Origin of the sequence: uncultured Marixanthomonas sp. (assembly GCF_963974425.1) — a bacterium.
Lineage (GTDB): Bacteria > Bacteroidota > Bacteroidia > Flavobacteriales > Flavobacteriaceae > Marixanthomonas.
Genome location: NZ_CAXBCK010000040.1, coordinates 1 through 24,062, shown reverse-complemented (window position 1 = coordinate 24,062; position 24,062 = coordinate 1). Strand labels below are relative to the sequence as shown.

The 24,062-nt window shown below is 36.2% G+C and carries 25 protein-coding genes and 2 pseudogenes; 11 read left to right on the top strand and 16 right to left on the bottom strand.

Annotated features, from left to right (window positions below):
* Positions 1–50 precede the first annotated feature (50 nt).
* On the top strand, positions 51–1,328 hold the full coding sequence (locus AACZ92_RS12055; RefSeq protein WP_339701693.1) for a replication-associated recombination protein A: 1,278 nt from the start codon (positions 51–53) through the stop codon (positions 1,326–1,328).
* On the opposite strand, the gene AACZ92_RS12050 is transcribed toward AACZ92_RS12055, so the two are convergent.
* The 6 genes from AACZ92_RS12050 to radC form a co-directional block, all read right to left on the bottom strand.
* Positions 1,325–2,128, bottom strand: a complete 804-nt coding sequence (locus AACZ92_RS12050) for a hypothetical protein (RefSeq protein WP_339701690.1) — start codon at positions 2,126–2,128, stop codon at positions 1,325–1,327. The two genes, AACZ92_RS12055 and AACZ92_RS12050, sit on opposite strands and share 4 nt — an antisense overlap.
* Positions 2,125–3,534 carry a DUF5723 family protein gene (locus AACZ92_RS12045; RefSeq protein WP_339701687.1) on the bottom strand — a complete coding sequence of 470 codons (1,410 nt, stop codon included), beginning with the start codon at positions 3,532–3,534 and terminating at the stop codon, positions 2,125–2,127. The genes AACZ92_RS12050 and AACZ92_RS12045 overlap by 4 nt, the downstream gene beginning before the upstream one ends.
* 5 nt (positions 3,535–3,539) lie before the next feature.
* The gene (locus AACZ92_RS12040) at positions 3,540–4,085 is read right to left on the bottom strand and encodes a hypothetical protein (protein ID WP_339701684.1); all 546 of its coding nucleotides are present in this window, start codon (positions 4,083–4,085) and stop codon (positions 3,540–3,542) included.
* Between the two features lie 46 nt (positions 4,086–4,131).
* Positions 4,132–4,815 carry a YjjG family noncanonical pyrimidine nucleotidase gene (locus AACZ92_RS12035; RefSeq protein WP_339701681.1) on the bottom strand — a complete coding sequence of 228 codons (684 nt, stop codon included), beginning with the start codon at positions 4,813–4,815 and terminating at the stop codon, positions 4,132–4,134.
* Positions 4,808–6,034, bottom strand: coding sequence for a hypothetical protein (locus tag AACZ92_RS12030; RefSeq protein ID WP_339701678.1), 1,227 nt, complete (start codon positions 6,032–6,034; stop codon positions 4,808–4,810). Before AACZ92_RS12030 ends, AACZ92_RS12035 begins: the two co-directional genes overlap by 8 nt.
* A 69-nt stretch (positions 6,035–6,103) precedes the next feature.
* The gene (gene radC / locus AACZ92_RS12025) at positions 6,104–6,802 is read right to left on the bottom strand and encodes a DNA repair protein RadC (protein WP_339701675.1); all 699 of its coding nucleotides are present in this window, start codon (positions 6,800–6,802) and stop codon (positions 6,104–6,106) included.
* Between the two features lie 79 nt (positions 6,803–6,881).
* On the opposite strand from radC, the gene AACZ92_RS12020 reads away from it, so the two are divergent.
* Positions 6,882–7,331: a DUF1569 domain-containing protein gene (locus AACZ92_RS12020; RefSeq protein WP_339701672.1), complete on the top strand. Its 450-nt coding sequence runs from the start codon at positions 6,882–6,884 to the stop codon at positions 7,329–7,331.
* Between the two features lie 92 nt (positions 7,332–7,423).
* Positions 7,424–8,026, top strand: a complete 603-nt coding sequence (locus AACZ92_RS12015; protein ID WP_339701670.1) for an FMN-binding negative transcriptional regulator — start codon at positions 7,424–7,426, stop codon at positions 8,024–8,026.
* A gap of 1 nt (position 8,027) precedes the next feature.
* Here the strand turns inward: AACZ92_RS12015 and AACZ92_RS12010 are convergent, their stop codons facing one another.
* The 8 genes and pseudogenes from AACZ92_RS12010 to AACZ92_RS11975 form a co-directional block, all read right to left on the bottom strand.
* Positions 8,028–9,383 carry a Mur ligase family protein gene (locus AACZ92_RS12010; protein WP_339701667.1) on the bottom strand — a complete coding sequence of 452 codons (1,356 nt, stop codon included), beginning with the start codon at positions 9,381–9,383 and terminating at the stop codon, positions 8,028–8,030.
* Positions 9,384–9,511: 128 nt separating this feature from the next.
* A complete protein-coding gene (locus tag AACZ92_RS12005) occupies positions 9,512–10,468 on the bottom strand; it encodes a tetratricopeptide repeat protein (RefSeq protein WP_339701664.1) in 957 nt (318 codons plus the stop codon).
* A gap of 5 nt (positions 10,469–10,473) precedes the next feature.
* Positions 10,474–11,007: a DUF4136 domain-containing protein gene (locus AACZ92_RS12000; RefSeq protein ID WP_339701661.1), complete on the bottom strand. Its 534-nt coding sequence runs from the start codon at positions 11,005–11,007 to the stop codon at positions 10,474–10,476.
* Between the two features lie 253 nt (positions 11,008–11,260).
* Positions 11,261–11,779 (bottom strand): DUF4136 domain-containing protein, encoded by a 519-nt coding sequence (locus tag AACZ92_RS11995; RefSeq protein ID WP_339701658.1) that lies wholly within the window; start codon positions 11,777–11,779, stop codon positions 11,261–11,263.
* 65 nt (positions 11,780–11,844) lie between these two features.
* Positions 11,845–12,810 (bottom strand): T9SS type A sorting domain-containing protein, encoded by a 966-nt coding sequence (locus AACZ92_RS11990; RefSeq protein ID WP_339701655.1) that lies wholly within the window; start codon positions 12,808–12,810, stop codon positions 11,845–11,847.
* A gap of 83 nt (positions 12,811–12,893) precedes the next feature.
* The gene (gene obgE / locus AACZ92_RS11985) at positions 12,894–13,910 is read right to left on the bottom strand and encodes a GTPase ObgE (protein WP_339701652.1); all 1,017 of its coding nucleotides are present in this window, start codon (positions 13,908–13,910) and stop codon (positions 12,894–12,896) included.
* Positions 13,911–13,989: 79 nt separating this feature from the next.
* A pseudogene (locus AACZ92_RS11980) lies at positions 13,990–14,562 on the bottom strand (adenylate kinase); the annotation flags it as partial.
* A gap of 109 nt (positions 14,563–14,671) precedes the next feature.
* Complete coding sequence (locus AACZ92_RS11975) at positions 14,672–15,325, bottom strand: class I SAM-dependent methyltransferase (RefSeq protein WP_339701649.1); 654 nt, start codon at positions 15,323–15,325, stop codon at positions 14,672–14,674.
* A 239-nt stretch (positions 15,326–15,564) separates the two neighbouring features.
* Here AACZ92_RS11975 and purK point away from each other — a divergent pair, with 239 nt between their 5' ends.
* From purK to AACZ92_RS11945, 6 genes are all read left to right on the top strand, one after another.
* Entirely contained in the window at positions 15,565–16,719 is a 1,155-nt protein-coding gene (gene purK, locus AACZ92_RS11970; protein ID WP_339701646.1) for a 5-(carboxyamino)imidazole ribonucleotide synthase, read from the top strand.
* A gap of 34 nt (positions 16,720–16,753) precedes the next feature.
* Positions 16,754–16,933 (top strand): hypothetical protein, encoded by a 180-nt coding sequence (locus AACZ92_RS11965; RefSeq protein ID WP_339701643.1) that lies wholly within the window; start codon positions 16,754–16,756, stop codon positions 16,931–16,933.
* Complete coding sequence (locus AACZ92_RS11960; RefSeq protein WP_339701640.1) at positions 16,930–17,304, top strand: type II toxin-antitoxin system death-on-curing family toxin; 375 nt, start codon at positions 16,930–16,932, stop codon at positions 17,302–17,304. Before AACZ92_RS11965 ends, AACZ92_RS11960 begins: the two co-directional genes overlap by 4 nt.
* A 21-nt stretch (positions 17,305–17,325) precedes the next feature.
* Complete coding sequence (purE, locus tag AACZ92_RS11955) at positions 17,326–17,823, top strand: 5-(carboxyamino)imidazole ribonucleotide mutase (RefSeq protein ID WP_339701637.1); 498 nt, start codon at positions 17,326–17,328, stop codon at positions 17,821–17,823.
* Positions 17,824–17,939: 116 nt separating this feature from the next.
* Positions 17,940–18,299 (top strand): GIY-YIG nuclease family protein, encoded by a 360-nt coding sequence (locus AACZ92_RS11950; protein ID WP_339701634.1) that lies wholly within the window; start codon positions 17,940–17,942, stop codon positions 18,297–18,299.
* A 2-nt stretch (positions 18,300–18,301) separates the two neighbouring features.
* Positions 18,302–20,320 (top strand): M3 family metallopeptidase, encoded by a 2,019-nt coding sequence (locus AACZ92_RS11945; protein WP_339701723.1) that lies wholly within the window; start codon positions 18,302–18,304, stop codon positions 20,318–20,320.
* Positions 20,321–20,375: 55 nt separating this feature from the next.
* Here the strand turns inward: AACZ92_RS11945 and AACZ92_RS11940 are convergent, their stop codons facing one another.
* A complete protein-coding gene (locus AACZ92_RS11940; RefSeq protein WP_339701630.1) occupies positions 20,376–21,824 on the bottom strand; it encodes a M20/M25/M40 family metallo-hydrolase in 1,449 nt (482 codons plus the stop codon).
* Between the two features lie 180 nt (positions 21,825–22,004).
* Here AACZ92_RS11940 and AACZ92_RS11935 point away from each other — a divergent pair, with 180 nt between their 5' ends.
* Positions 22,005–22,556 (top strand): sigma-70 family RNA polymerase sigma factor, encoded by a 552-nt coding sequence (locus AACZ92_RS11935; protein WP_339701627.1) that lies wholly within the window; start codon positions 22,005–22,007, stop codon positions 22,554–22,556.
* Positions 22,557–22,783: 227 nt separating this feature from the next.
* On the opposite strand, the gene AACZ92_RS11930 is transcribed toward AACZ92_RS11935, so the two are convergent.
* On the bottom strand, positions 22,784–23,608 hold the full coding sequence (locus AACZ92_RS11930; protein WP_339701624.1) for a hypothetical protein: 825 nt from the start codon (positions 23,606–23,608) through the stop codon (positions 22,784–22,786).
* 130 nt (positions 23,609–23,738) lie between these two features.
* On the opposite strand from AACZ92_RS11930, the pseudogene AACZ92_RS11925 reads away from it, so the two are divergent.
* Positions 23,739–24,062 (top strand): annotated as a pseudogene (locus AACZ92_RS11925) (glycine dehydrogenase (aminomethyl-transferring)); the annotation flags it as partial.

Here is a 24,062-nt window from a genome sequence, read left to right as displayed (position 1 = left end):
AATGATAATTTGTCAGTTAAATACGGGACTTAAAATTGTAATTTTGCTATATGAATACACCCTTAGCAGAACGTATACGCCCAAAAACTCTTGAAGATTATATTAGCCAGCAGCATTTGGTTGGCCCCAATGGTGCGCTAACCACTCAATTATCATCTGGTGTTTTATCTTCGATAATACTTTGGGGACCACCGGGAATTGGAAAAACTACTCTTGCTTCTATTATTGCCAGTCAGTCTAACAGACCTTTTTACACACTTAGTGCCGTTGACAGTGGAGTTGCGGCAGTGCGAGAAGTTATAAATAAAGCTAAAAAAAGCGATGACCTGTTTGCAGCCAAAAACCCTATTCTTTTTATTGATGAAATTCATCGATTCAGTAAATCCCAACAAGATTCTTTATTAGGAGCTGTTGAAAAAGGTTGGGTTACCTTAATTGGAGCTACGACCGAAAACCCAAGCTTTGAGGTAATCCCTGCCCTATTGTCACGCTGTCAAGTATATGTATTGAAACCGTTTAGCAAAGAAGACCTAGAAGCTCTCCTAAAACGTGCCATTGAAAAAGATAAGTTACTACAACAAAAAAAAATAGAACTAAAAGAAACTGAAGCCTTACTACGATTATCTGGCGGAGATGGACGTAAATTATTAAATATACTGGAATTGGTAGTGATTTCAGAAAAAAGTGACACCATTATTCTTACCAATGAAATGGTACAAAAAAAGGTGCAGAAAAATACGGTGCTTTATGATAAAGCTGGTGAACAGCATTACGATATTATTTCGGCCTTTATTAAAAGTATTCGCGGTAGCGACCCCAATGCAGCTGTGTATTGGTTGGCACGAATGATTGAAGGTGGTGAGGATATAAAGTTTATAGCACGGCGCTTGGTTATTTTAGCTTCAGAGGATATTGGCCTTGCTAATCCTACGGCATTAGTTATGGCCAACAATACTTTTCAGGCAGTTAATACCATTGGGTACCCGGAAGCTCGTATCATTTTAAGTCAGTGTACCATTTATTTAGCTACTTCAGCAAAGAGCAATGCGTCTTATGAAGCCATCAACAAAGCACAGCAATTGGTTAAACAGACAGGAGATTTATCCGTACCCTTATCGATAAGGAATGCTCCAACCAAATTAATGAAAGAGTTGGGATATGGGAAAGACTACCAATACGCTCAGAGTTACGAAGGCAACTTTATACCCCATGAGTTTTTACCAGATGAGATTAAAGGGACAACTTTATATAAACCTGGAAACAACAGTAGGGAAAACAATTTAAAAAACTACTTGAAATCACTTTGGAAAGATAAGTACAAATTTTAGCGAACTAAGGTATATAAAATCACCTTATCTCCTTTAAAAACAGAGAGGTTCTTTTCTTCATCAAAGTAAACGTCGTAAGTTTTGTTATTGATATTTGTAAATTTTACTTCAGAAGTTGTTTCAATTAAAGTACCTACTAATTGCAATCCATTTTCAGCCTCAGAAGATTCTTCATAAAATGAATACCCTTTGTCCGTTTTCCGAAGTAAAAAGGACTTTCCCCCTTTTTTATAATTTGAAAATTTAGCACTCGGAAGGTTTTTAGGAGTCCTATTTTTTACAATAGGTTCTGTTTTTGTAGACTTTTCAATTACGTTTTCAGCTTGAGTTTCAGCTTCAATTTCGGTTTCATTCATCTCTTCTGCTTCTAAAACTTCGATATCTTTTTGTTGAATATTTAATGTTTCTATACTTTCAAAAGCTTTTCTTGTAGCATCTTGATAGGCTTTTTTATACTCTTTAAATTTGCTTACGCCCTCGTTACTTGTATAAACTATATTTTCGTTGCAATCTTTAATCGTTATAATCAGTTTTGTCCTAAAGAAAGAGTTGTCCTCTTTAATATCGGCATAAAGACCATTACAGCGTTTTACATTGGGAGCTTTAGAAGTCAAAAAAGCATTGAAACCGTGTTTATTGAATAAAAATTCGGTGAGTGAACTTAACTGATACTTGTCTTTCCCTTCCAAAAAATCAAACTGCTCTGGTACAATAACAAAACTATAATCGTTCAGTGTTTTTTGTGCATATGAAGAAACACTAGCGAATAGGAATAAAATCAGGATAATTTTTTTTGTCATTGTTGGTTTATTTTTATGTTGAAACCTAGCTGTAAAGATACGGATTTTGCTTTAGCAATATTTCCGTAACTAAGTAGATTATCGGCAGCTAAATAAAAATTAAATTTTCCAAGATCTGCAACCATTCCCAACCCTACATTTGAAGCTGAATAAGGTTCTACGGTATAAGTAGCTTTTGCCGATAAAAAATCCCATAACCTACGATAATAAAATAAGGTTCCGGCTAACTGAGGCCCTTTAGGCCTTAAAACACTGAATAATTGCAAGCCTACTGCCTGATTTGTTTCTACAGCACCATTCATATTGTAACAGTCACAAGCATCTCCTCTACCGCTCCCAAAGCGATATTCTACTGCAGCATTTAGCTTTACTGGACGTAGTTGCGTGTATTGAGTTTGTAAGGTATCTACACCTACTTGGTTTTCAAACTCATCTACTACATTGGAAAAATAAGGGATAGTAGGTTCTCCATCCTCTATGGGTGGAAAAATCAACTCAATACCGTTTATGGTATGATTACCTTTAGACTCGTAATTTTCCACACCGTCTGTATGGAACACCATGCCTAAATCTAAAACACTTCCACTTACAGTCCAATACTTACCTATATCGTATGTGACTCCAAAATCGAATCCTAAACCTAAGTTTCCCCCAAAAAAGGAGCGACCCAATATTTCACTAACTACCTCGGCACTGCCATCAGCATCCCTCAAAGAGGCGTATCCAGATGTTTGTACTGACATATCGATATTACGTAATTCGTGTTCATAAATATTGATGCCATTGGTAGATTCTCGGGTTGTAAACGTACCCGTATTATTTGTACTCTGAAATTGAATCAAGCTAGAGTATACTTTTGCTCTAACTCCCAAAATTATATTATCGTTTACTTTTTTGTTAGCTCCAAAATGGAAGACGGTTAATAGTTCTCCCGTGGTACTAATTTCTCCAAGGTCAAATTCATAATCTAGATAATTTTGATTTCCTTCCCAAGCTAGAACAGCGAGATCTTTAGGAAAATAACTTATAAAATCCAGTTCTTGATACATTCCCCCCGAAAAATAGATTTTATTCTTAGCTAACCAACCAAAATCAATAATAGCAAGTTGTTGATTAATTGTAAAGAAATCTTTATCATCCATTTCAAATATTTTGTCACGTATACGGGAATTGATATCCGTACTAGACTCTTGAAATATATCATAGACGGAAATACCCGATGCTCCACCGTTAATATGAATTTGAGAAAGAAAAGGAATTCCAAAATGAAATTTTTGTGGCACTTTACTCCCCGGGTTGAGCAACAGATTTTGAGGCACTTCTTCTAGACCATATAAAACTTGCTTGTTTTGTGAAAGCAACTCACCAGTCCATAGCACTATAAAAAAGATTAATATATTTTTCATACAGCTTATAGTTCTAAGAAATACGTGGTTTTTGATTTCAAATTGAGTTCTCCTTCCAAGTTTTCATTAGATGAAGGTATTGTTACTGTCACTACAACCTTAGAGGCTTTCGTTAATTGGATTAAATCATTTCCTTCTACCGTTTGAGTAAATTCGGTAGTTTGGATATTTTGGGAGCTTCCTTGAGCAACACCCGTCCCTGTGCTATAGGTTTCCACATTACTATCATCCAAAAATTGAAAATCAACATCAAATCTTCTGGGAATGCTATTAGTAAATTCAAAAAGGAAATCTGCTTTTACTAAGTCCTCTTGGACAAAATTATCGTCTAGAAAAGGGAGCTCGGTAGTATCACGTACTATGAGCCTAGGAGTAGATGTGACCGAATCGAAAAAGTCACTTGCTTTTAGATTAAAATAAATCAAGTTTAATTCAACAACCGGAGAAAGAGAAATATCCTCAGTTTGGTCGAAATCAGTATCTCTAACACAAGAAGATAGAATAATACATGCCAAAGTTACCAAAATTGGCATTGATAGGTTTGTTTTCATTGCAGGGGATTTTAAATAGTAACGCACTTATATTTCGATTATTTCACTATATAATCTTTTTAATTTCAAACAAAACATCAACAAATAGTTGGTTTTCAACAGGTTTTGACTTTTTATAATTATAATACACGGTTTGCATGCCAATTGCCTTAGCTCCTAATATATCAGCTTCATATGAGTCACCAATCATAAAGCTATTTTCTGCTTTTGCTGAAGCCTTTTGCAATGCTGTTTTAAATATAACAGGATTGGGCTTCTTTAACCCTACCTCTTCCGAAGTGGTGATCGTTTTGAAATATTCAAATATGCCACTTTTTTTTAGTTTAAGGTGCTGCACATCGTGAAAACCATTCGTTATTATATGAAGATTGTATTTTTTTGACAAATAATCTAAAACATCTAATGCGCCATCAAATAAATGATTATCTCCAGGTAGTTCATCGATGTAAGATTGTGCCATGGCATCTATTTCGGTTATGGGATAGGTAAGATCAAAAAGTTTAAACGCATCAGTTAACCTACCTCTTCGCAATTGCTGTTTAGTAACTTTATCTTCTCTAAACAACCTCCAATACTCAAAATTAATAGGCTCGTATTCTTTTATGAAGAGGTCTATATCCAACGGGATTTTATGATTTGCAAACACTCGTTTAAAAGCCAAATAAGAGTTTTTATCAAAATCCCATAAAGTATGATCTAAGTCGAAAAACACATCGGTCACTTTATTCATCTTGTAACATTTTTTCAGAAAATATTTTTTTCCACATTTTATTTGTTTCTGAAGAGAAATCGATATTACTGAAAACCATGGAGAATGTACCGTTCACTTTTTTAACTAATGTAAACATGGCTTCGATGGTTTTATTAACTTCCATTTCACTTTTATCGCTAAAAGACAAAGTAGTGGCTGCCAATGGATGTATTATTAGTGGGGTTTTAATTTCATAATCGAGGTCATAAAAAAGAAAAGGCGTACAAGTACCCGCACGAAAACCTACGGCATTTTTATATACCATTGTAAAATCCCTTTTAACCTCTAGCTCGACCAGATCTCTATAAAAATCAGGCAAGTTCACTAAATAATGAGAACCCATGGTACTCAACAACGTTCTATTCGTTATTTCTTCAAGTTTCTCTTTTTCTTTTTTCAGCATTTGGTATTCATTTAAAGCACCCATAGAAAACAACAATCCTACTTCTTTATAATCGTTTACATACTTTATGAGCATTTTAAATTTTTGACGATGTGTATTGATGCTTTCTTTAAAGGTTGCCGCTTCCCCTAGTAGGAAGAAAACAGATAATGGATTTTTACTACGTTTGGCTCTGTTTATTATCCATTTAAAAGTATTATGAGGATCCCTCCTCACTCCTAATATTACTTGCGTTCTCCTTGTTACCTGCAAAATTTTAAACCTCAGTAAATCGCTTAAATACCCTATAAAAGATCTAAAAATACCCTTTTGTTCATATGCATACGGCTCTACCGCCTTAATTACAGGATGTATATTCATACTTTTTGAAGAAAACTCTATACCCGGAAAATATTCTTCAAGTACTTTTTTAAACTTATAAGCCCAAACATCGACTACCGGCTGTTGTAAAAACTTTTCTTTATAACCTAAACTTTCTGAAACTGGATAGCGCCCACGCTCATCTTTTACGTGAGGAAGATATTCCTCATAACGGCTCAACAAATAAAACCCTGCTGAGAAAATATCAAATGGTAGCGCACTCTTTTCTGAAACTGGGAAAAAACAGATAGTCTCTTCCCATGGCTTGACAGTTATATCAATACTTTCAACACCTTGCTCGGTAAGCAACCCCTGACTTTGAATAAAAAGTTCATTCCCCATGGGTTGTTTCCCGTAGGAAATTTTTGGACCAGAATGGGCTATCAATTCTTCTATAACAGATGTAAAGCCAACCTCTAACCCCAAAATACGCATACAAATATGCTTAAAAATATAGGTGGTTCTTGGAGTTATTTTTTGAGTATAAATTAACAGCATAGGCAGTTACATCATAGATTCGTCGGCGAAGCTAAAGTACGCTTTTTCGGTTATTATAAGGTGATCCAGCACTTTTATATCTAGACTTTCCCCTGCTGTTTTTAATTTTTGGGTAAGTTTAATATCAGGTTGACTGGGCTTCAATGTCCCAGAGGGGTGATTATGCGCCAATATTATTGCTACCGCACCTAATTGCAATGCATTTTTAAAGGCCAAGCGAACATCCACCAAAGTTCCGGTAATACCACCCTTGCTGAGTTGTGAGGTTTGTAACACTTTATTGGAATTGTTTAAATACACAATCCAAAACTCTTCGTGTGGTAATTCCCCTATAACAGGTTGCATAAGTTCGAAAACCGATTGGCTAGAGGTTATTTTATTTTGATTCAATGCCTCGCCAGCCCTTCGCCTTCGTCCTAATTCTAGCGCTGCAGCAATCGTAATTGCTTTTGCTTCGCCAATTCCTTTAAATTGCATTAAATCTTTAATGGTGAGTTTTCCTAATTGGTTTAAATTATTTTCTGCAGAAGCTAATATACGCTGACTTAAGGAAACAGCACTTTCCTCTCTACTGCCCGAACTTATTAAAATAGCAATTAGTTCAGCATCACTCAAAGCTGTACGCCCTTTCTGAAGCAATTTTTCCCGTGGCCGGTCGTCTTCACTCCAGTTTTTTATTGAAAAAGATGTTGGTTTTTCTTTCAAATAGGTTTCTTAAACCTTTAAAGATAATAATGTATCTTTAAACTGAAAACAGCAAGCGCCAAAATCTAATTTTATAGTCATGAAATCTTTATTTTCTCCGGAAGCTTATTCAGAAGTTAAACAGCGTATTGAAAAAGTAGACCCCAACAAACCCCCAGAATGGGGAAAGATGAATGCGGCACAAATGATACACCATTGCCAAAAACCACTTGAAGTTATTCTACAAAAAACAACAGTTAATAAACCAAATCCTTTTATGCGATTGCTAATGAAAACATTTAAAGGAATGATGTATAACGATAAACCTTGGAAACAAAACCTACCCACTGCCAAAGAATTTATAGTGACCGACACCAAAGATTTTGAAAAGGAAAAAACACAACTGATTTCACTTCTAGAAGAATTCAATCAAAAAGACGAAAATAAAGGGTTGCCACCGCATCCTATATTTGGTAGTTTTACCAATGAGCAATGGGGTAAGATGCAGTATAAACATCTAGATCATCATTTACGGCAGTTTGGAGCTTGATTTTAGTAAGTAACAGGCAGAGTAAAATCTATAAGAAATTAAAAACTATATAAAAATCAACTTATCAACTCTTTTAACTCATAATTAAAATAATGTACCCACCTCCACATCATCAAGTTGACGATATTGATAAAATGATCGCTGCTATCAAGCAATTTCCTTTGGGAATGCTTGTTTCAGTTAAAGAAGACACACCGTTTATTACGCATATTCCTTTTATCTACAATGATAAAACGAATCGTTTAGTAGCACACATTGACAAAAACAACCCACAACTGCAAACCTTACAAGATGGTATGAATATTACAGTGGTGTTTAAAGGCCCTGATTGTTATATTTCTCCTTCGATTTATGATTCGGAAAATCAATTACCCACTTGGAATTATATTATCGTCCACATCACAGGCAAAATCCAATTAATCAACAATCCAGAAGCTGCAAAACAAAGTATTATTGCGATGACCGAATTTTTAGAAAAACCAGAGCATAAGTTCATTTTACACGCAGACAACCCTAAAATGGAGCGTTTTGTAAACTACATTCAAGCGTTTGAAATTGAAATAACAAACTGGGAAGGTAAGTTTAAACTATCGCAAGATAAAAGCGAAGTGGATCAAAAAAATGCTAAAAATGAACTCATAAAAAAATCCGAAGCATCTATCTCCGGATTTATTAAAACTATATATAACGACTAGTTTATTTCAAATACTCCTTCACCTCATCAAAGTCCAGCCCGCCGTAATTACCACTACTCATTAATAAAAGTGCTGTATTTTCATATTCTTCGGAATACAGAAAGGTTTTAAAATCACCAGGGTTGGTAAAAATCATTAAGTCTTCCCTTTGGAAAGCTTCTTCTATTTGTTCGGCTTTAATTTCTTCTAGTTGTTTTATCATCACTGCATGCGGCGAATAAAATACCACGGCAGCATCAGCAGCATCGAGAGCACCTTTGTATTCTGATAAAAACTCAGGATTTAAACTACTATACGTGTGTAACTCCAAACACGCTACCAACTTTTTATCTGGATATTGATTTTTTACCGCTTGGGTGGTCGCTTTTACTTTACTAGGTGAATGTGCATAATCTTTAAAAGCAACAGCTGTTTTGGTTTCGGCTATTTTTTCCAACCGTTTGCTAGCACCTTTAAAGGTAGCGATGGCTTCGTAAAAATCGTCTGCATCTACACCCATTAATTGGCATATCCATCGAGCACCTTCTAGGTTATTCAAGTTATGTTTACCAAATACTTCAATTGGCATGGGTCCTTCCGGTGTTTCTAACAATGTTTCACCATCTTCTACCGTATGTTCTGGAGTTATGTAAGGATATTTTTTTATTGGGTTTTCAGTTTCTTCTACTACTCGTTTTACTTCTGCATCTTCTTCATTGTAGATAATAGCGCCGCCATTTGTTATCTGTTTTAAAAATATCTCAAACTGTTCAACATAGTTTTCATACGTTGGAAACACATTGATGTGATCCCAAGCAATTCCACTTAACAAGGCAATGTTTGGTTTGTATAAATGGAATTTTGGTCGACGGTCTATCGGGGAAGATAAATATTCATCACCTTCCAATACGATAAAATCGTTCTCTTCGGTTAGGTGAACCATCGTATCAAACCCTTCCAATTGGGCTCCTACCATATAATCCACTTCTTTCTCGTGATAATGCATCACATGCAAAATCATAGAAGTGATTGTTGTTTTTCCATGTGAACCACCAATTACAACACGAGTTTTGTGTTTAGACTGCTCGTATAAAAACTCTGGATATGAATATATTTTTAGCCCAAGCTCTTCGGCTTTTAGTAATTCGGGATTGTCTTTTTTGGCGTGCATTCCCAAGATAACAGCATCTATATTTGAAGTTATCTTTTCAGGAAACCATCCATATTCTTGAGGCAATAAGCCCTTTGCTTCTAACCTACTTTTTGAAGGGTTGAATATTTCATCATCACTGCCAGTTACCTGATCTCCTTTTTCGTGAAGTGCCAAAGCTAGATTGTGCATAGCACTACCGCCTATGGCTATAAAATGTACGCGCATAACGAGTTTATTTATTGACAGGGTTTATTTTTATTTCTGAAAACATCCCCCTGCCCCCTTCAAAGGGGGAATTATTGAACTGTAAAGTTAACGGAATAAAATAAATTAAGCTGGGTATATTAAATCGATTACATGGAAAGAATCTGCTCTTTTTCTTCTTCGGCTTCTTCAAAATCGGAACGGCTAGAAAGCGCTTTGTTTATCCAATTGAGTGCATCACTTTTATCACCCAAGTTTTTATAAATCTGTGCAATTCTATAATAGGCCCAATCTTTTGGAACACCATCCCGAACCGAATGATTTTGTATGTACGCCTGCAAACAATCCAACCCCAATTGCGGACTCAAATTATACTGTGCCGCAATCTTTCCAATTTGATAATTTAATCGATTTCGATTGTGTTTTTTGAGAGATTCTGAAGCGGTTTCAATAGCTTCTTGTGGCTTATCGTTCTTTTCATATAAGTTGGTCAATTTTTCATAGGTATGTGGTGATCCACCTACTTGTATAGCCTGTTTGTAATAGCTTTCGGCGTCATCGGGCCGATCGTTATATTCAGCTATGTAACCATTGGCCAAATAGCCGTCAACAGGTGATATTTTCAAAAGTTCATTAGCATAGCTACGCGCTTTCTTTTCGCTTCCGCCAATAATACCGGGTAGTTGAATGTAAAACTCCACCAATGCCCAACGCACTTCAATATGCTTTGGGTCTAAACTGGCAGCTATTTCAAAGTTTTCTTTAATGTCGTCTATATAGGTAAGCGCTCTAATTTTACTTATTTCTAGCGCTTTCATCCCCATAGCGCCACCGTATTTAAAGTGGTAATTGGCACTGTTATGGTCTTCTTCAACCAATTCCTCATAATAGTCTATTGCTGTATCCCAATCTTTTGCATAACTAGCAATATCTCCTAAATATTCACGTGTTTTTGCATCATTGGGGTGTGACTTCAAGTATTGTTTGAAGAGTGGTTTTGCTTTACTAAATTGTTCCTTTTTATAATATGTTTCAGCTTGCTCAAATGTACTTTGAGAAAACATGATTAGCGGAGCCAACAAAAGCAATAACAGTATTTTTTTCATATAATTCATTTATCTATAGCACTTTTTTGAAATTTCTTAAATGCTTTCTCAATTCTTTCAGAATAATATTGAAATAATCTTTCGTCTGTAATAGGTTCTTCCATAGAACCTTTAATTACGACATTCCACGCAAGCTGATCGTTTTTAACATCTACAATATCTAGATATAAAAATTGATCAATGGCAATTGTCTCTAAATATATTCTACTTGTATCTGCCTTCTCTTTTTTACTTGCCGTGTAATTTAGCTTTTTCTTTTCTTCTGAAGAAATCGGTCTGTACAAGGAATTTTCATCTACAAAGAAATTTACGTAAAAGTCTGGGGTTTCAGATTTTTTGTATCCTTGTTTATACAGTTCAAGCGCAATAATTTGTAATACTCTTTTCGTTTCTTCTTCCGGGAGGTTAGAGTCTATTGTGGGGTAAAAACTATAGGTTTTATAACTGCTAATGTCAATTGTTTTGTCGTATTGAACGTCCATAGTCGTATTACACGACAGCAGTAGAAAAGTTAGAAATAATGTAAGTATATACTTCAAGGATTTGTTGTTCTTTTTTAATGGCTTAAGTTCGCTTCGGCTCCGCTTAGCGACCACAGCTTATTGACTTATTTTTTTTATTCTCAAGCAAGTGTTTACTAAATTACTGATTACTGCATACTGTAGCTTCGATACACTTTTTCGTTTTATATTCTCTAGTCTTTCATAACAACCTTATCGAAAAAACGAAAAGCACTCAGCCACCTCAATTTTATAATTGTTTTAAAAATATGACCGTTTTGCTGTTTACTGCCTACTGATTAGGCGGGAATTTTTTCAGGATTTTGGAAACTACTTCTTCGTAATGTTCTTTTTTCTGTAACGGGTTGGCTTTTTCTTTTAAATCAGCTTCGGCGATTGCTTGCCAAACCAAATCGTCATTTGAAACATCTATAAAATCCATGGTGATGGCCTGTTCATATATACGGCCACCAATAGGAATACCACCACTAACGCCAACGCCTACATTGCCTCCACCGCCGCCAACACCAATGCCGATGGTGTTACGTGAACTCCGAAGGTTTTCTTTTGCGTAAAAGTTGATATATAATTGTGGAGCATCGGACTTTACAAAACCGCTTGCTTGCAACACACTATCTGTTGCTTGCATAATGCGTTTATCATCCAAGTTGTTTAACCCAGACTGTATGGTAGGAAAAAAGTTATACGTAGTGTACTGTGAAAAATCAACTTCTTTATCATAATCTACGCCCACACTTGTTCCGCAGGATATAAACAATAATGTAATTAGTGCAATAGAAAGATACTTCATAGTTTCAAGAATTATTATTCTACACTAAAACTACGCAAAAAGTACGCCAATAGATTTTTGTTTTATTATTGTTTAACAATTTTTTTAGTCAAGCTCCCTTTGTTCGTTTTAATCTTCACGAAGTAAACCCCTGTAACCAGCTTCTCCATATTAATTTGTTTTTCTGAAGTTGTAATCAATTCATCCCCTAAAACTGAATAAACGGTTGCTTCTTGAAAGGTTAGATTTTTTGAAGTTTGTATTTTCAGGATTGATGAGACTGGGTTGGGGTAAATCGAAATAACTCGTGAAAGATCCTTTTCTGAAACGAACAGCTCACATTGGGCTTCTACTTCTGCTTTTGATTCACAACCCGGCCCATTGCCATTTATAAAAACATAATTAGGGCTTACTCTTATTTGGTTACAAACCGATTCTATAGCACATTCAGACAGAATATTGTTTAATTCAAATCTCATAAACCCGCTAAAGGGTTTCAAGTTACTTATTCCTTCTATGGAACTTAACAAAGGATTCCAAGAAATATCAACTCTCTGTCCTACTGAATTTAAATTATTTAAACCATCAAGGTTCGTTAGACTATAATTATGATCGATATATAAGTCATCTATAATTGTAGTCAAGCTTTCCAAGCCAGAAAAATTTATCAAATTATCTGATAAAGTTACATCCAGTCTCTCTAACGTTGTCAAGGAAGAAAGACCAGAAAAATCAATCAGACTATCATTATTATGAATAAAAAGAACCTTTACGAAAGTAAGGTTTTCCAAGCCTTCGAAATCTTGAAGTGAAGAACAGTTGCTAATGGTTAATTGGCTTTGTATAGATGTAATATTACGAAGACCATTTAGATTAGTTACATCTTTACCATATATGCTTATCATCTTATCAAATTCAGTACAATTTGGATAATTAACAGCAAATTCATCAATTTCAGCTTGATTATAAAAGAAAATATTTTCGGTAGGACACTGCCCAACTCCAAAAAAAGAAACCAATAGAAGTAATGTAGTGAGTAGATATTTTGCCATCTGTAAGATTTTTCAGCAAAATACATATTAAATTTAAACTACAAAAAACTGGTATTCATGACATTATAGGATGCAGAGGTGATTTATTTGTCTTCAACATTTTTATTAAGCATTTTCCAAAGCTGATCTTTCAACTCAGTCAATCCTTGATGTGCTACCGAAGAGATAAACAAATACGGTAGATTTTTAAACTCTTTATCCAATTGTGCTTTTAGTTCCCCTTTTAACTCTTCATCGAGCATATCACTTTTTGATATGGCTATGAGGCGTTCTTTATCTAACAGCTCTGGATTGTAACGTTTTAATTCATCTAACAGAATATCATACTGTTTTTTAATATCGTCTGCATCGGCAGGGATTAAAAACAATAAGGTTGAATTCCGTTCTATGTGGCGTAAAAAGTAGTGCCCTAAGCCTTTTCCTTCGGCTGCTCCTTCTATAATTCCAGGAATATCTGCCATCACAAAGGTTTGATGGTCGCGGTAGGTTACAATCCCCAAATTGGGTTTTAGGGTGGTAAATTCGTAATTGGCAATCTTGGGTTTGGCTGCAGTAACCACAGAAAGCAAGGTTGATTTACCTGCATTTGGGAAGCCTACCAAACCAACATCGGCCAATACTTTAAGCTCTACTGTTATGTTTACTTCTTCACCATCCAGACCGGGTTGTGCAAACCGAGGGGTTTGTCGCGTAGCCGATTTAAAATGTGCGTTCCCTTTTCCGCCTTTTCCGCCTTTGGCAACGATACGTTCTTCGCCGTGTTCGGTCATCTCGAACATGGTTTCACCTGTATCGGTGTTTTTAACTACCGTACCTAATGGCACTTCAATAATTATATCATCGCCATCGGCACCTGTACTGGTTTGTTTTCCTCCTGCTCCACCGTGACCGGCTTTATAGTGACGTTTAAACTTTAAATGGTACAAGGTCCACATATTTTTATTGGCCTGTAAAATTATATGTCCTCCACGGCCACCATCGCCACCATCGGGACCTCCTTTTGGGATGTACTTTTCTCTACGTAGATGCGTACTGCCCTTTCCCCCTTTACCGGAAGTTAAGTGAATCTTTACATAGTCAACAAAATTGCCTTCAGTCATAGTATAAATTTAAAAGTCAAAATATAAAATCATAAATGTAAAAGTGTCATTTATAACTTTCAATTTTACTTTTTAGGTTTTAAAGTTTGTCAATTACTTCACTTAAACGCTCCGTAATTTCTTCAATACTACCTACGCCATCAACGCCGTAATATTTATCTTGTTTTTGATAGTAATTTTTTAGAATATCCGTCTTACGGTAATATTCTGCTATGCGCTCTCTAATTACATCTTCGTTTGCATCATCGGCTCTGCCGCTTACTTTTCCACGTTCCAATAAGCGTTTTACCAATACCTCATCGTCTACCTCAAGTGCCACCATCGCATCTATTTGCGAATCCTTTTCATCCATTAAATTAGATAGAGCCTCTGCTTGTGCTTCAGTACGTGGAAAACCATCAAAAATAAAACCTTTAGCATCTTCGTTTTTTTCAACTTCAGCTTTCAGCATATTAATGGTTACTTCATCAGGTACTAAATGCCCTTTGTCCATATAGCTTTTGGCTAAATCACCCAATTCGGTGTTGTTCTTTATGTTATATCGAAAAACATCTCCAGTTGAAATGTGTACTAGATTATATTTCTCTTTTAAAACGTCGGCTTGTGTTCCTTTTCCTGCTCCCGGAGGGCCAAATAATACGATGTTTGTCATTACTCTTTTGTTCTTTCTGAATAAGTTTTTTATAAATCGCCACATAACGAAGGTGCAAAGATACTAATTGCAAAGCATTTGAGAGCGGTATGCCTTAAAAGTGTTTTACCTATTGCTTTTTACCGCTATCTTTTTTTGCCAGTATTAATAGATCGGTCGTTGTGGCACCATCATTTGTAGTATACCTTTTTCTGTCCAAAAGCGTAACCGTAAAATTATTTTCTTTCAATGTTTTCAATAAATAAGCGGCTTCATGATAATACGTATACAATTGCTCCCCTTTAACAGAACTAGCACCTACATACCCCGATGTACTATAATCGCCTTCCATTGTGCTTATGTACAAAACACCAGCTTCTTTAAGACACATATTGGCATCAACAATAAATTGTATGGCTTCTTCTTTTGAAATATAAGGCAAGCAAAACCCACATACAATGGCATCAAACTGAATATTTAACGTTGTAATATCACGGCAATCCAACTCGATAAAGGTTGCCGTCGGGTTATTGACTTTTGCCAATGTAAGCATATTGGGTGCTACATCGCAAGCTGTGATTCTAAAATCTGGACGTTTTTGTAATAAGCAGCTTGTTATATTTCCCGGTCCACAGCCTACTTCTAATACAGTAGCACGTTCTTTTTGCACAGCATCACAAAACACAGTAAAACTATCATGGTATAGGGAGGTATCCATATACTTATCTTGATACGCTTGTGCGTGTATATCAAACACCTGTTTAGCCTGTTGAATTTTATTCATATTTATAAAATAAAAGTATAAATTAAAGTGTTCTTACCATACCTTTCCACCAAGTTTCGTCTTAGTTTTCTTCGAAACTTCTTCGACTTTCCTTTAAAGACCTGCTTTTACGTACTATACCCAAAGAAAACAACTGTAAAGTCCTTCTCCTTAATTTTCCGAAATAATGTAAAACCCATTCAAAAACTCTCTTTTAAAAAAATAAAAAACTCCCACACCCTTTTGTTATCTTTGTGCGTATGAACTACTTTTCGTCCTCTTTTACACTCGGAATACTCGGCGGCGGCCAACTGGGCAAAATGCTGCTATACGAAACCCGCAAATACGATATAAAAACCAACGTTCTAGATCCCAGTGCTGAAGCTCCTTGTCGCATTGCTTGTGACCATTTTGAACAAGGTGACCTAATGGATTTTGATACCGTCTATAACTTCGGAAAAAAAGCAGATGTGCTTACGTTTGAAATTGAAGGTGTCAATGTAGAAGCCTTGGAGAAACTGGAACAGGAAGGCGTAACAGTATATCCTTCTTCAGAAACGCTTCGGAAAATACAGGACAAAGGTGTACAAAAGCAGTTTTATAAAGAACATAAAATTCCTACGTCACCCTTTAAACGCTACAAAGACAAATACAATTTAAACGAGGCAATTGTCCGCAAAGAACTGCATTTCCCCTTTGTTTGGAAAAGCTGCACCGGGGGTTATGATGGAAAAGGCGTTAGTATTATTCGCGATGCGGAAGATGTTATTCCGCTGGCTGAAGGGCCGTGTATTGCTGAAAAGTTGATTCCGTTTAAAAATGAATTGGCAGTGATTGTTTCTCGCAACCCGAGTGGCGACGTTCGCACCTACCCAGTGGTGGAGATGGAGTTTCATCCAGAAGCCAATCAAGTTGAATACGTTATTTGCCCTGCCCGGATAAAGCCTGAAGTGGCCGAAAAAGCAAGAGCCGTCGCAAAACACGTTTCCGAAACTTTTGAGCATGTAGGTCTGTTAGCCGTAGAGCTTTTCCAGACAGAAGACGATGAAATTCTGGTAAACGAAGTAGCACCACGCCCTCACAATAGTGGTCATTATAGCATTGAAGCTAGCTATACCAATCAATTTGAGCAACATTTACGTGCTATTTTAGACTTACCACTAGGAAAAACAGATAGTAAAGTAGGCGGAATTATGGTGAACTTAGTAGGTCATGAAGACCATACCGGCGATGTAAAATATGAAAACATCGAAAAGATTATGGCAATGGATGGCGTTACGCCGCATATTTATGGAAAGAAACAAACACGCCCGTTCCGGAAAATGGGGCACGTAACGATTGTAGATGAGGATATCAACCAAGCTCGAAAAGTAGCTGAAGAGGTAAAGAAGACGATACGGGTGGTATCAGAATAGTAGATTTTGTATCTTCCATTAAAATTATATTGTTATGACGTTACTAGAAAAAAAGCAGTCGCTTAAAAAGGCAATCGACCAATTATCTGACGATCAAGTTGAGGACGTTTTACTGTATATGGAGCATCTTCAAAAAAGAGATACTACTAGGGTTGATTATGTAGAATCATTATTACGTACAGAAAAAAACTTATTTGATCGCCTGGCACAATGATATCTATACAACTTGCTGAAAAGTTAAACATAATAATAATAGAAGCTTCTGGAGGATCAGCTGGTATTCGAGATGAAAAAGGGCTATCTTCAGCCTTAAATAGACCTTTTCAAACCTTTGATGGTAAAGAATTATACACTTCTTCCATAGAAAAGGCTGCTGCGATTTTTGAAAGCATAATCATCAATCACCCATTTATTGATGGTAATAAACGAATGGCTTATGCTTTGATGAGATTAATTTTAGCTGAAGGAGATCTAGATATACAAGCACCCGAAGACACCATCTATAGTTTTGTTATTTCCGCTTCAAAAGGAGATACAAAATTTGACGATGTAAAAGTGTGGATCACCAATCATATTGCAAAATAAATTATAAAAACAACCAGACAGATGAGTAAAGTAGGAATTATCATGGGCAGTACAAGTGACATGCCCGTTATGCAAGACGCTATAGACATTTTAAAGGGCTTCGACATTGAAGTAGAAGTGGATATTGTTTCGGCACACCGAACACCCGATAAATTATTCGATTACGGAAAAAATGCGCACACCCGTGGCATTAACGTTATCATTGCCGGTGCTGGCGGTGCTGCGCACTTACCAGGTATGGTTGCTTCGCTTTCGCCGCTTCCCGTTATTGGTGTCCCTGTAAAATCTAGCAACTCTATTGACGGCTGGGACTCAGTTCTTTCTATTCTACAGATGCCGGGCGGGGTACCTGTTGCTACCGTAGCTTTAAACGGTGCTAAAAATGCTGGCATATTAGCAGCTCAGATTATTGGTAGTACGGACAAGTGTGTGCTTGATAAAGTTGTGGCCTATAAAGAAGGTTTAAAAATTAAAGTAGAAGAAGGTGCTAAAAAGGTTCGGGAAGGGAAAGACAGCTAACATTATCAAGACAAATGAAATTGTCTGGTCGAGCGCAGTCGAGACCTTACTATAAAGACCAAATAGATTTAATCTTTCGACTGGGTTCAAGAAGACACTTTTAAAAATTAAACCGTATGAAAACCTATTATGTTTACATACTCAAATGTGCTGACGGATTATTTTACACTGGCTTTACAAACGATATATCCCGAAGATTCAACGAACACCAACAAGGACTGAACAAAAGCTGTTTTACTTTTAAAAGAAGACCTTTAGAGCTCATCTTTCATCAAGAATTTAATGATGTGCAGCAAGCTATATATTTTGAAAAGAAAATTAAACGATGGAGTGCAAAGAAAAAACTAGCATTGTCTAACAATGATTTCAATATGCTTCAAATCCTATCGAAATGCAGAAATATGACACATTCTAAGTTTAAGCCTACACCTGAGGAGGTCTCGACTGCGCTCGACCCGACAAAAAATAAACTATGAAAATGAACAACCCACTATTACAACCCTTTAATACTGCCCCGTTTTCAAAAATAGAAAACGAGCACTTTTTACCTGCCATCAAGCAGTTAATAAAAGACACAAAGGACGAAATAAATACCATTACTGAAAACACAGACGAACCCACTTTTAAAAATTCAGTTGAAGCACTAGAACGCACTGGCGAGCAATTAAATCGCGTTACGGGTATTTTTTTTAACCTCAACAGCGCCGAAACGAATGAAGAAATTCAAAAAATAGCACAAGAGGTTTCGCCTTTGCTTTCTGACTTCAAAAACGATTTACTACTTAACGAAGCATTATTTAAACGTGTTAAAAGCGTTTATGATCGTAAAGATTCTATGACGCTTTCTGCTGAAGAGAGCATGTTGCTAGAGAAACAATACAAAGGTTTTGCACGTAATGGCGCTAATCTTTCAGAAGACAAAAAAGAAAAGCTACGTAAAGTAGACCAAGACTTATCTAAGCTAAGCTTAACTTTTGGCGAACACGTATTGGCAGAAACTAACAAATACGAGCTACATATTACCGACGAAGATAAACTTTCCGGTTTACCCGAAGGCGCCAAAGAAGAAGCTGCCGACACAGCAAAAGAGAAAGGCAAAGATGGCTGGATGTTCACCTTGGCCTATCCCAGCTATATTCCATTTATGACGTATGCGGATAATCGTGAATTACGAAAAGAACTATCCCTTGCTTTTGGAAGTAAAGCGTTTCATAAAGACGAATTGGACAACCAAGAAATTGTACTTCAAATTGCTAACCTGCGCTACCAAAGAGCACAATTATTAGGGTATGATAGTCACGCGCACTTTGTACTAGAAGAACGCATGGCCGAAACACCTGAAAAAGTTAATTCCTTCTTAGATGAATTGTTGCAGAAAGCAAAACCCGCAGCTCAAAAAGAGTTTGCTGAACTGGAAACTTTCGTAAAAGAATTAGACGGTATTGACCAATTACAGAAATGGGACGGAGCGTATTATGCAGAGAAGTTAAAACAGAAACGTTTTAACCTAAACGATGAAAAGCTAAAACCCTACTTTGAGTTAAAGAACGTAATAAACGGTGTGTTTACCGTTGCTAAAAAGCTTTACGGACTTTCTTTTGAAGAGGTAAACAATATTGACAAATACCACCCTGAAGTAAAAACATACCGTGTTACCGATGCGGATGATGCTTTGGTAGCTATTTTTTACGCAGACTTTCACCCACGAGCCGGAAAACGTAACGGTGCTTGGATGACTATTTACAAGCAACAAGAGATAAAGAATGGCAACAACGAACGCCCGCATATTTCAATTGTATGTAACTTCACCAAACCAACAGCTAGCAAGCCTTCGTTATTAACTTTTAATGAAGTCACCACGTTATTTCACGAGTTTGGTCATGCGTTGCATGGCATGTTGGCCAATACAACCTATGCAAGTTTATCGGGCGCCAACGTGTATTGGGATTTTGTTGAATTACCAAGCCAAATATTGGAGAACTGGTGTTACGAAAAAGAAACACTAGAACTGTTTGCCACGCACTATAAAACCGGTGAAGTAATCCCGATGGAGTATGTAAAAAAGATTAAAGAATCGGCTGCTTTTCATGAAGGAATGAAAACCCTACGCCAATTAAGTTTCGGAATGCTCGATATGGCATGGCATGGAGGAAACCCAACTGAGATAAAGGATGTGAAAGCACACGAAAAAGAAGCCTTTGGCGAAACAGTTTTGTACCCAGATGTAGCTTCTAACTGTATGAGTACTTCTTTCTCCCACATATTTCAAGGAGGGTATTCGGCAGGATATTACAGTTATAAATGGGCCGAAGTGTTAGATGCCGATGCCTTTGCTTATTTTAAGGAAGAAGGCATCTTCAACAAAACCGTTGCCGATAAGTTTAAAAACTTTGTATTGTCACAAGGCGGCACCGAAGATCCAATGGAACTGTACATTAAGTTTCGTGGTAAAAAACCAAACCCTGATGCGTTATTAAAACGAGCTGGGTTGATTTAAATAAAAAAAGCTGCTATTTTTCAATAGCAGCTTTTTATTATATGTTCTAGTGAGATTAATTCACTATAAACTTTTTAGTTAATTTTTTATTTGCTTCGGTAGTAAACACAGCCACGTAAAAGCCTTGCGAAAGACTTTCAAAAGAAACGGTTCCTTGTTTACCCAAGTTGGCAGCAGTTAACACTTGTTTTCCTGCAACATCAACAACCACAATCTTTCCCAAAGAATCGTCGCTATTCTTCAAAGAGTACGTAAGTACTTTATTAGCAACAATAAAATCTAGATTAAGGTTAGATATTTCAGACACAGAAAGGTTATTCGTTTTAGCAGTTTCAATTACAAATTCTAACCCTAGTTTAGCAAACTTAGCTGCTTTAAAAGCATCTCCAGTTACATTATAGGTATCACCTGTAGTATGTATATTTGGGTTACTTTGTGAAAAATTAGCTTCAAAAGGAAACGCAGCCTCATAGCCATTATCTGCCCAACTAAAATGATCTGAGCACCCATAATTACACGCTGTAGTATCATAGGTTATCTGGTGTTCTCCAGAAGTATTATAATATTCCATTAATTCAATTAAGTATGCATTTAAGTCATTACTATTATAAGAATCTGTGGTAATATAAACATCGTTTGCAGAACCAGGATAGTTTGTCATATCAAATTGCACATAAGCTACTACATCAACATTGTTATTACTATAATCTTCAGCAATTTCAGCAGAACCAACTAGTCCTATTTCTTCAGCAGCAAAAGCCATAAACTCTACGGTGCGATTAGGAACAAAACCTGTTTCAAATAATACTCTGGCAACCTCAGTAATTGTTGAAATGCCAGAAGCATCATCATCAGCACCCGGCGCAACATTATTACCACCACCAGGAGCTGTAGAATCTATATGCCCGCCAATAATTACAAACTCATCTGGAGTTTCTGCCCCTTCGATGGTCATTACTGCAGATGGCATATTTGTATTCGTGTGATTAACAATACGCACAGTTACATCATTACGGTTGGCGGCTTGTGCCATAGCTTCCCATTTATCTTTAAGGTCTAATACCGATTGTTCTGCTTCGGGTTTGGTATGATAACGAGTACCATATGCTTGTAATTCTAATATTTGGTCTTCTATATTTTGAGCTTCTACTAAATCAAGCGCTTCGGCTACCACGGCATCTTGATTTATCGTAAAATCTAGAACGCGTCTTTCAGTTTTAGGTTCTTTAGGCTCTATGGCTTGCAGTGCTTTTTCTTCTGAAGCTTTAAAAACATAACCGGGACCATGCGTTAAAACATTTCTGTGCAAGGCATGAGCTGCTTTTTCTGAAATAAAGACCGCAGCTTGGTTTTGTTTAGTTGCTAAAATTTTAATTTCTTGAGGCAGTTCTTTTTGAAGCTGTTTAGCATCCGTAGCATCCATTGTGGCATAAAATGACTCTTCTTGAGCGAAGAAATTGCCCGATATTAATAACAAAGCAAAAAGTAAAATAGTGTTTTTCATGATAGTATCTAAGTTTTTAAAGTTATAAAATTACTTATTATTACAGTGATGTAGCGAATTTTTAACAGATACTTTATTATAGGCAATTGCTTCACAACTAAAATCTTATATAAATGTGAAAAAAGAGATTTCCTACGTAAACTTTCCTATTTTTGACAAAAACTACTATACAACCTAAAAATGCCTACGCATACCCTACACCCTAACACCTGGGTTGATCGGTATTCCGATTACCTATACAATTATACTATTGTGCGTGTAAACGATCACGCCATAGCACAAGACCTTATTTCTGAAACTTTTTTGGCAGGGTTAAAATCTAAAAAAAACTTTAAAGGTAATGCTAGTGAGCGCACTTGGCTCATCGCTATTTTAAAGCGAAAAATAATTGATCATTACCGTAAAAAGAACTCAAAAAAGGGCCAAGCCGAAATACATATTAATTACACAGATGATGATATGGAAGGTGATTGGCTGGAGGAGCGTGTACAAGATCCATACGATAAAACCGCAGAAGACGAGTTAGAAAATAACGAGTTAGGGCTTGCAATTTTAGAGTGCTTAGATACATTGGACGAACGGCAGGCTGCTATCTTTAAAATGAAAACAATTGATAACTTTGATACCGAAGCTATTTGTAATGAATATAATATCACTCCGTCTAACCTTTGGGTGATTATTCATCGCGCCCGAAAAGCGATGGCTAACTGTCTTGAAAAAACCTGGTTATAAATATGAAGTTTAAAATGATGTTTAACTGTGAGAAAGCACGTCATACTTGTGATAAAGCACAGTACAATGAAGCTAACTTTTGGGAAAGTATTAAGCTTAATATGCATATTATATTTTGTCGATACTGTAGAAAACATTCAGCAAGAAATGGTAAATTGACTAAAGCAGTAAACGACTCTCAAATAAAAACACTCTCCTCTGAACAAAAAAGCGTATTAAAAGAGCAACTACGACAAAAAATGTCGTAATAATAACAAAACAGCCAACCATACAATAGGCAAGCCTTCTACCCAAAAAGAAGCATAATATTTTGATTGTTCCTTTTTAGCAAAAAACACCATAAAAGCCGACAGTAAGCATATAAATAATAAACTTATTGAATACGGTATATATAATTCTTTTGTAAAACCTTCAATAATAAAACTGACCCCTGCTAAAACGGTAACCAATGTATTTGTCCCAGTCATCCCCAAAGTTTGTGGTAAAGTCCCCAATACAGAGTCGTCATAAGGCAAGTCTCTTATTTCAAAAGGAAGCGTAAGTACAATCACCAAGAAAAATCGTTGTATAAAGGTAATCCAAACATCAGCAGTTAAAGAATAATTTGCATTTACTACCGGTACAAGTACCGTCACTCCCGCCCAAACCACTGCTACCACAAAAATTTTAAGTCCTTTAACCTTCCGTAAGTTCTTATATTTTAGAACTGGGATGGCATATAATACTGTTAAAACTCCAAAAAGCCCTGTTATCAACAATGTTTTAAACTGAAGTTGCGTAGCAATATATACTAAAATCCCAAAACAGATAAAAGAAAAAACCTGAATGGTTTTTAACGATTTGGCAAGGCTTCTGTGGTGCAAACCAGCAATAGGAGCGTATTTCACAAAATTGTAACCGGTAATTGTACCAAAAAACATAAAAAACAGGTAAGACTTTGGTAATTGTAACTTAAACTCTAAAACCGTAATTACAACTAACGAAACTACGGCTAAAGCAACATGAATACTGCTGTTTATGTAAAAATCAAAAATACGTTTTAGGGCACTCATTATTTCAAAAGTAAGTAAAGTGTTAGTAACTTGACTTATTGGTTAACAAAATGTTAGTTTACCTATAAAAAAACGATACTAATTCGTCTATAAAATCGTAATTTTGCCACCTAATTTTGAAACGCATAAAATGAACACAGATTCTTTTGCCCTCAGACATATTGGTCCCAGAAGAAGCGACCTCCCCGAAATGCTAAAAACCATTGGTGCTGAATCACTTGACCAGCTCATTTTTGAAACTGTTCCAGATGATATTATCATGAAAAAAGATCTCGATCTGGACGTTGCGATGACCGAGCAGGAATATTTGGAGCACATCACCGAAATGGCCGAAAAAAATAAAGTCTTTAAAACTTATATTGGTTTGGGGTATTACCCTACCAATATTCCTCCTGTTATTCAACGCAATATATTGGAAAATCCAGGTTGGTATACTGCTTACACACCTTATCAA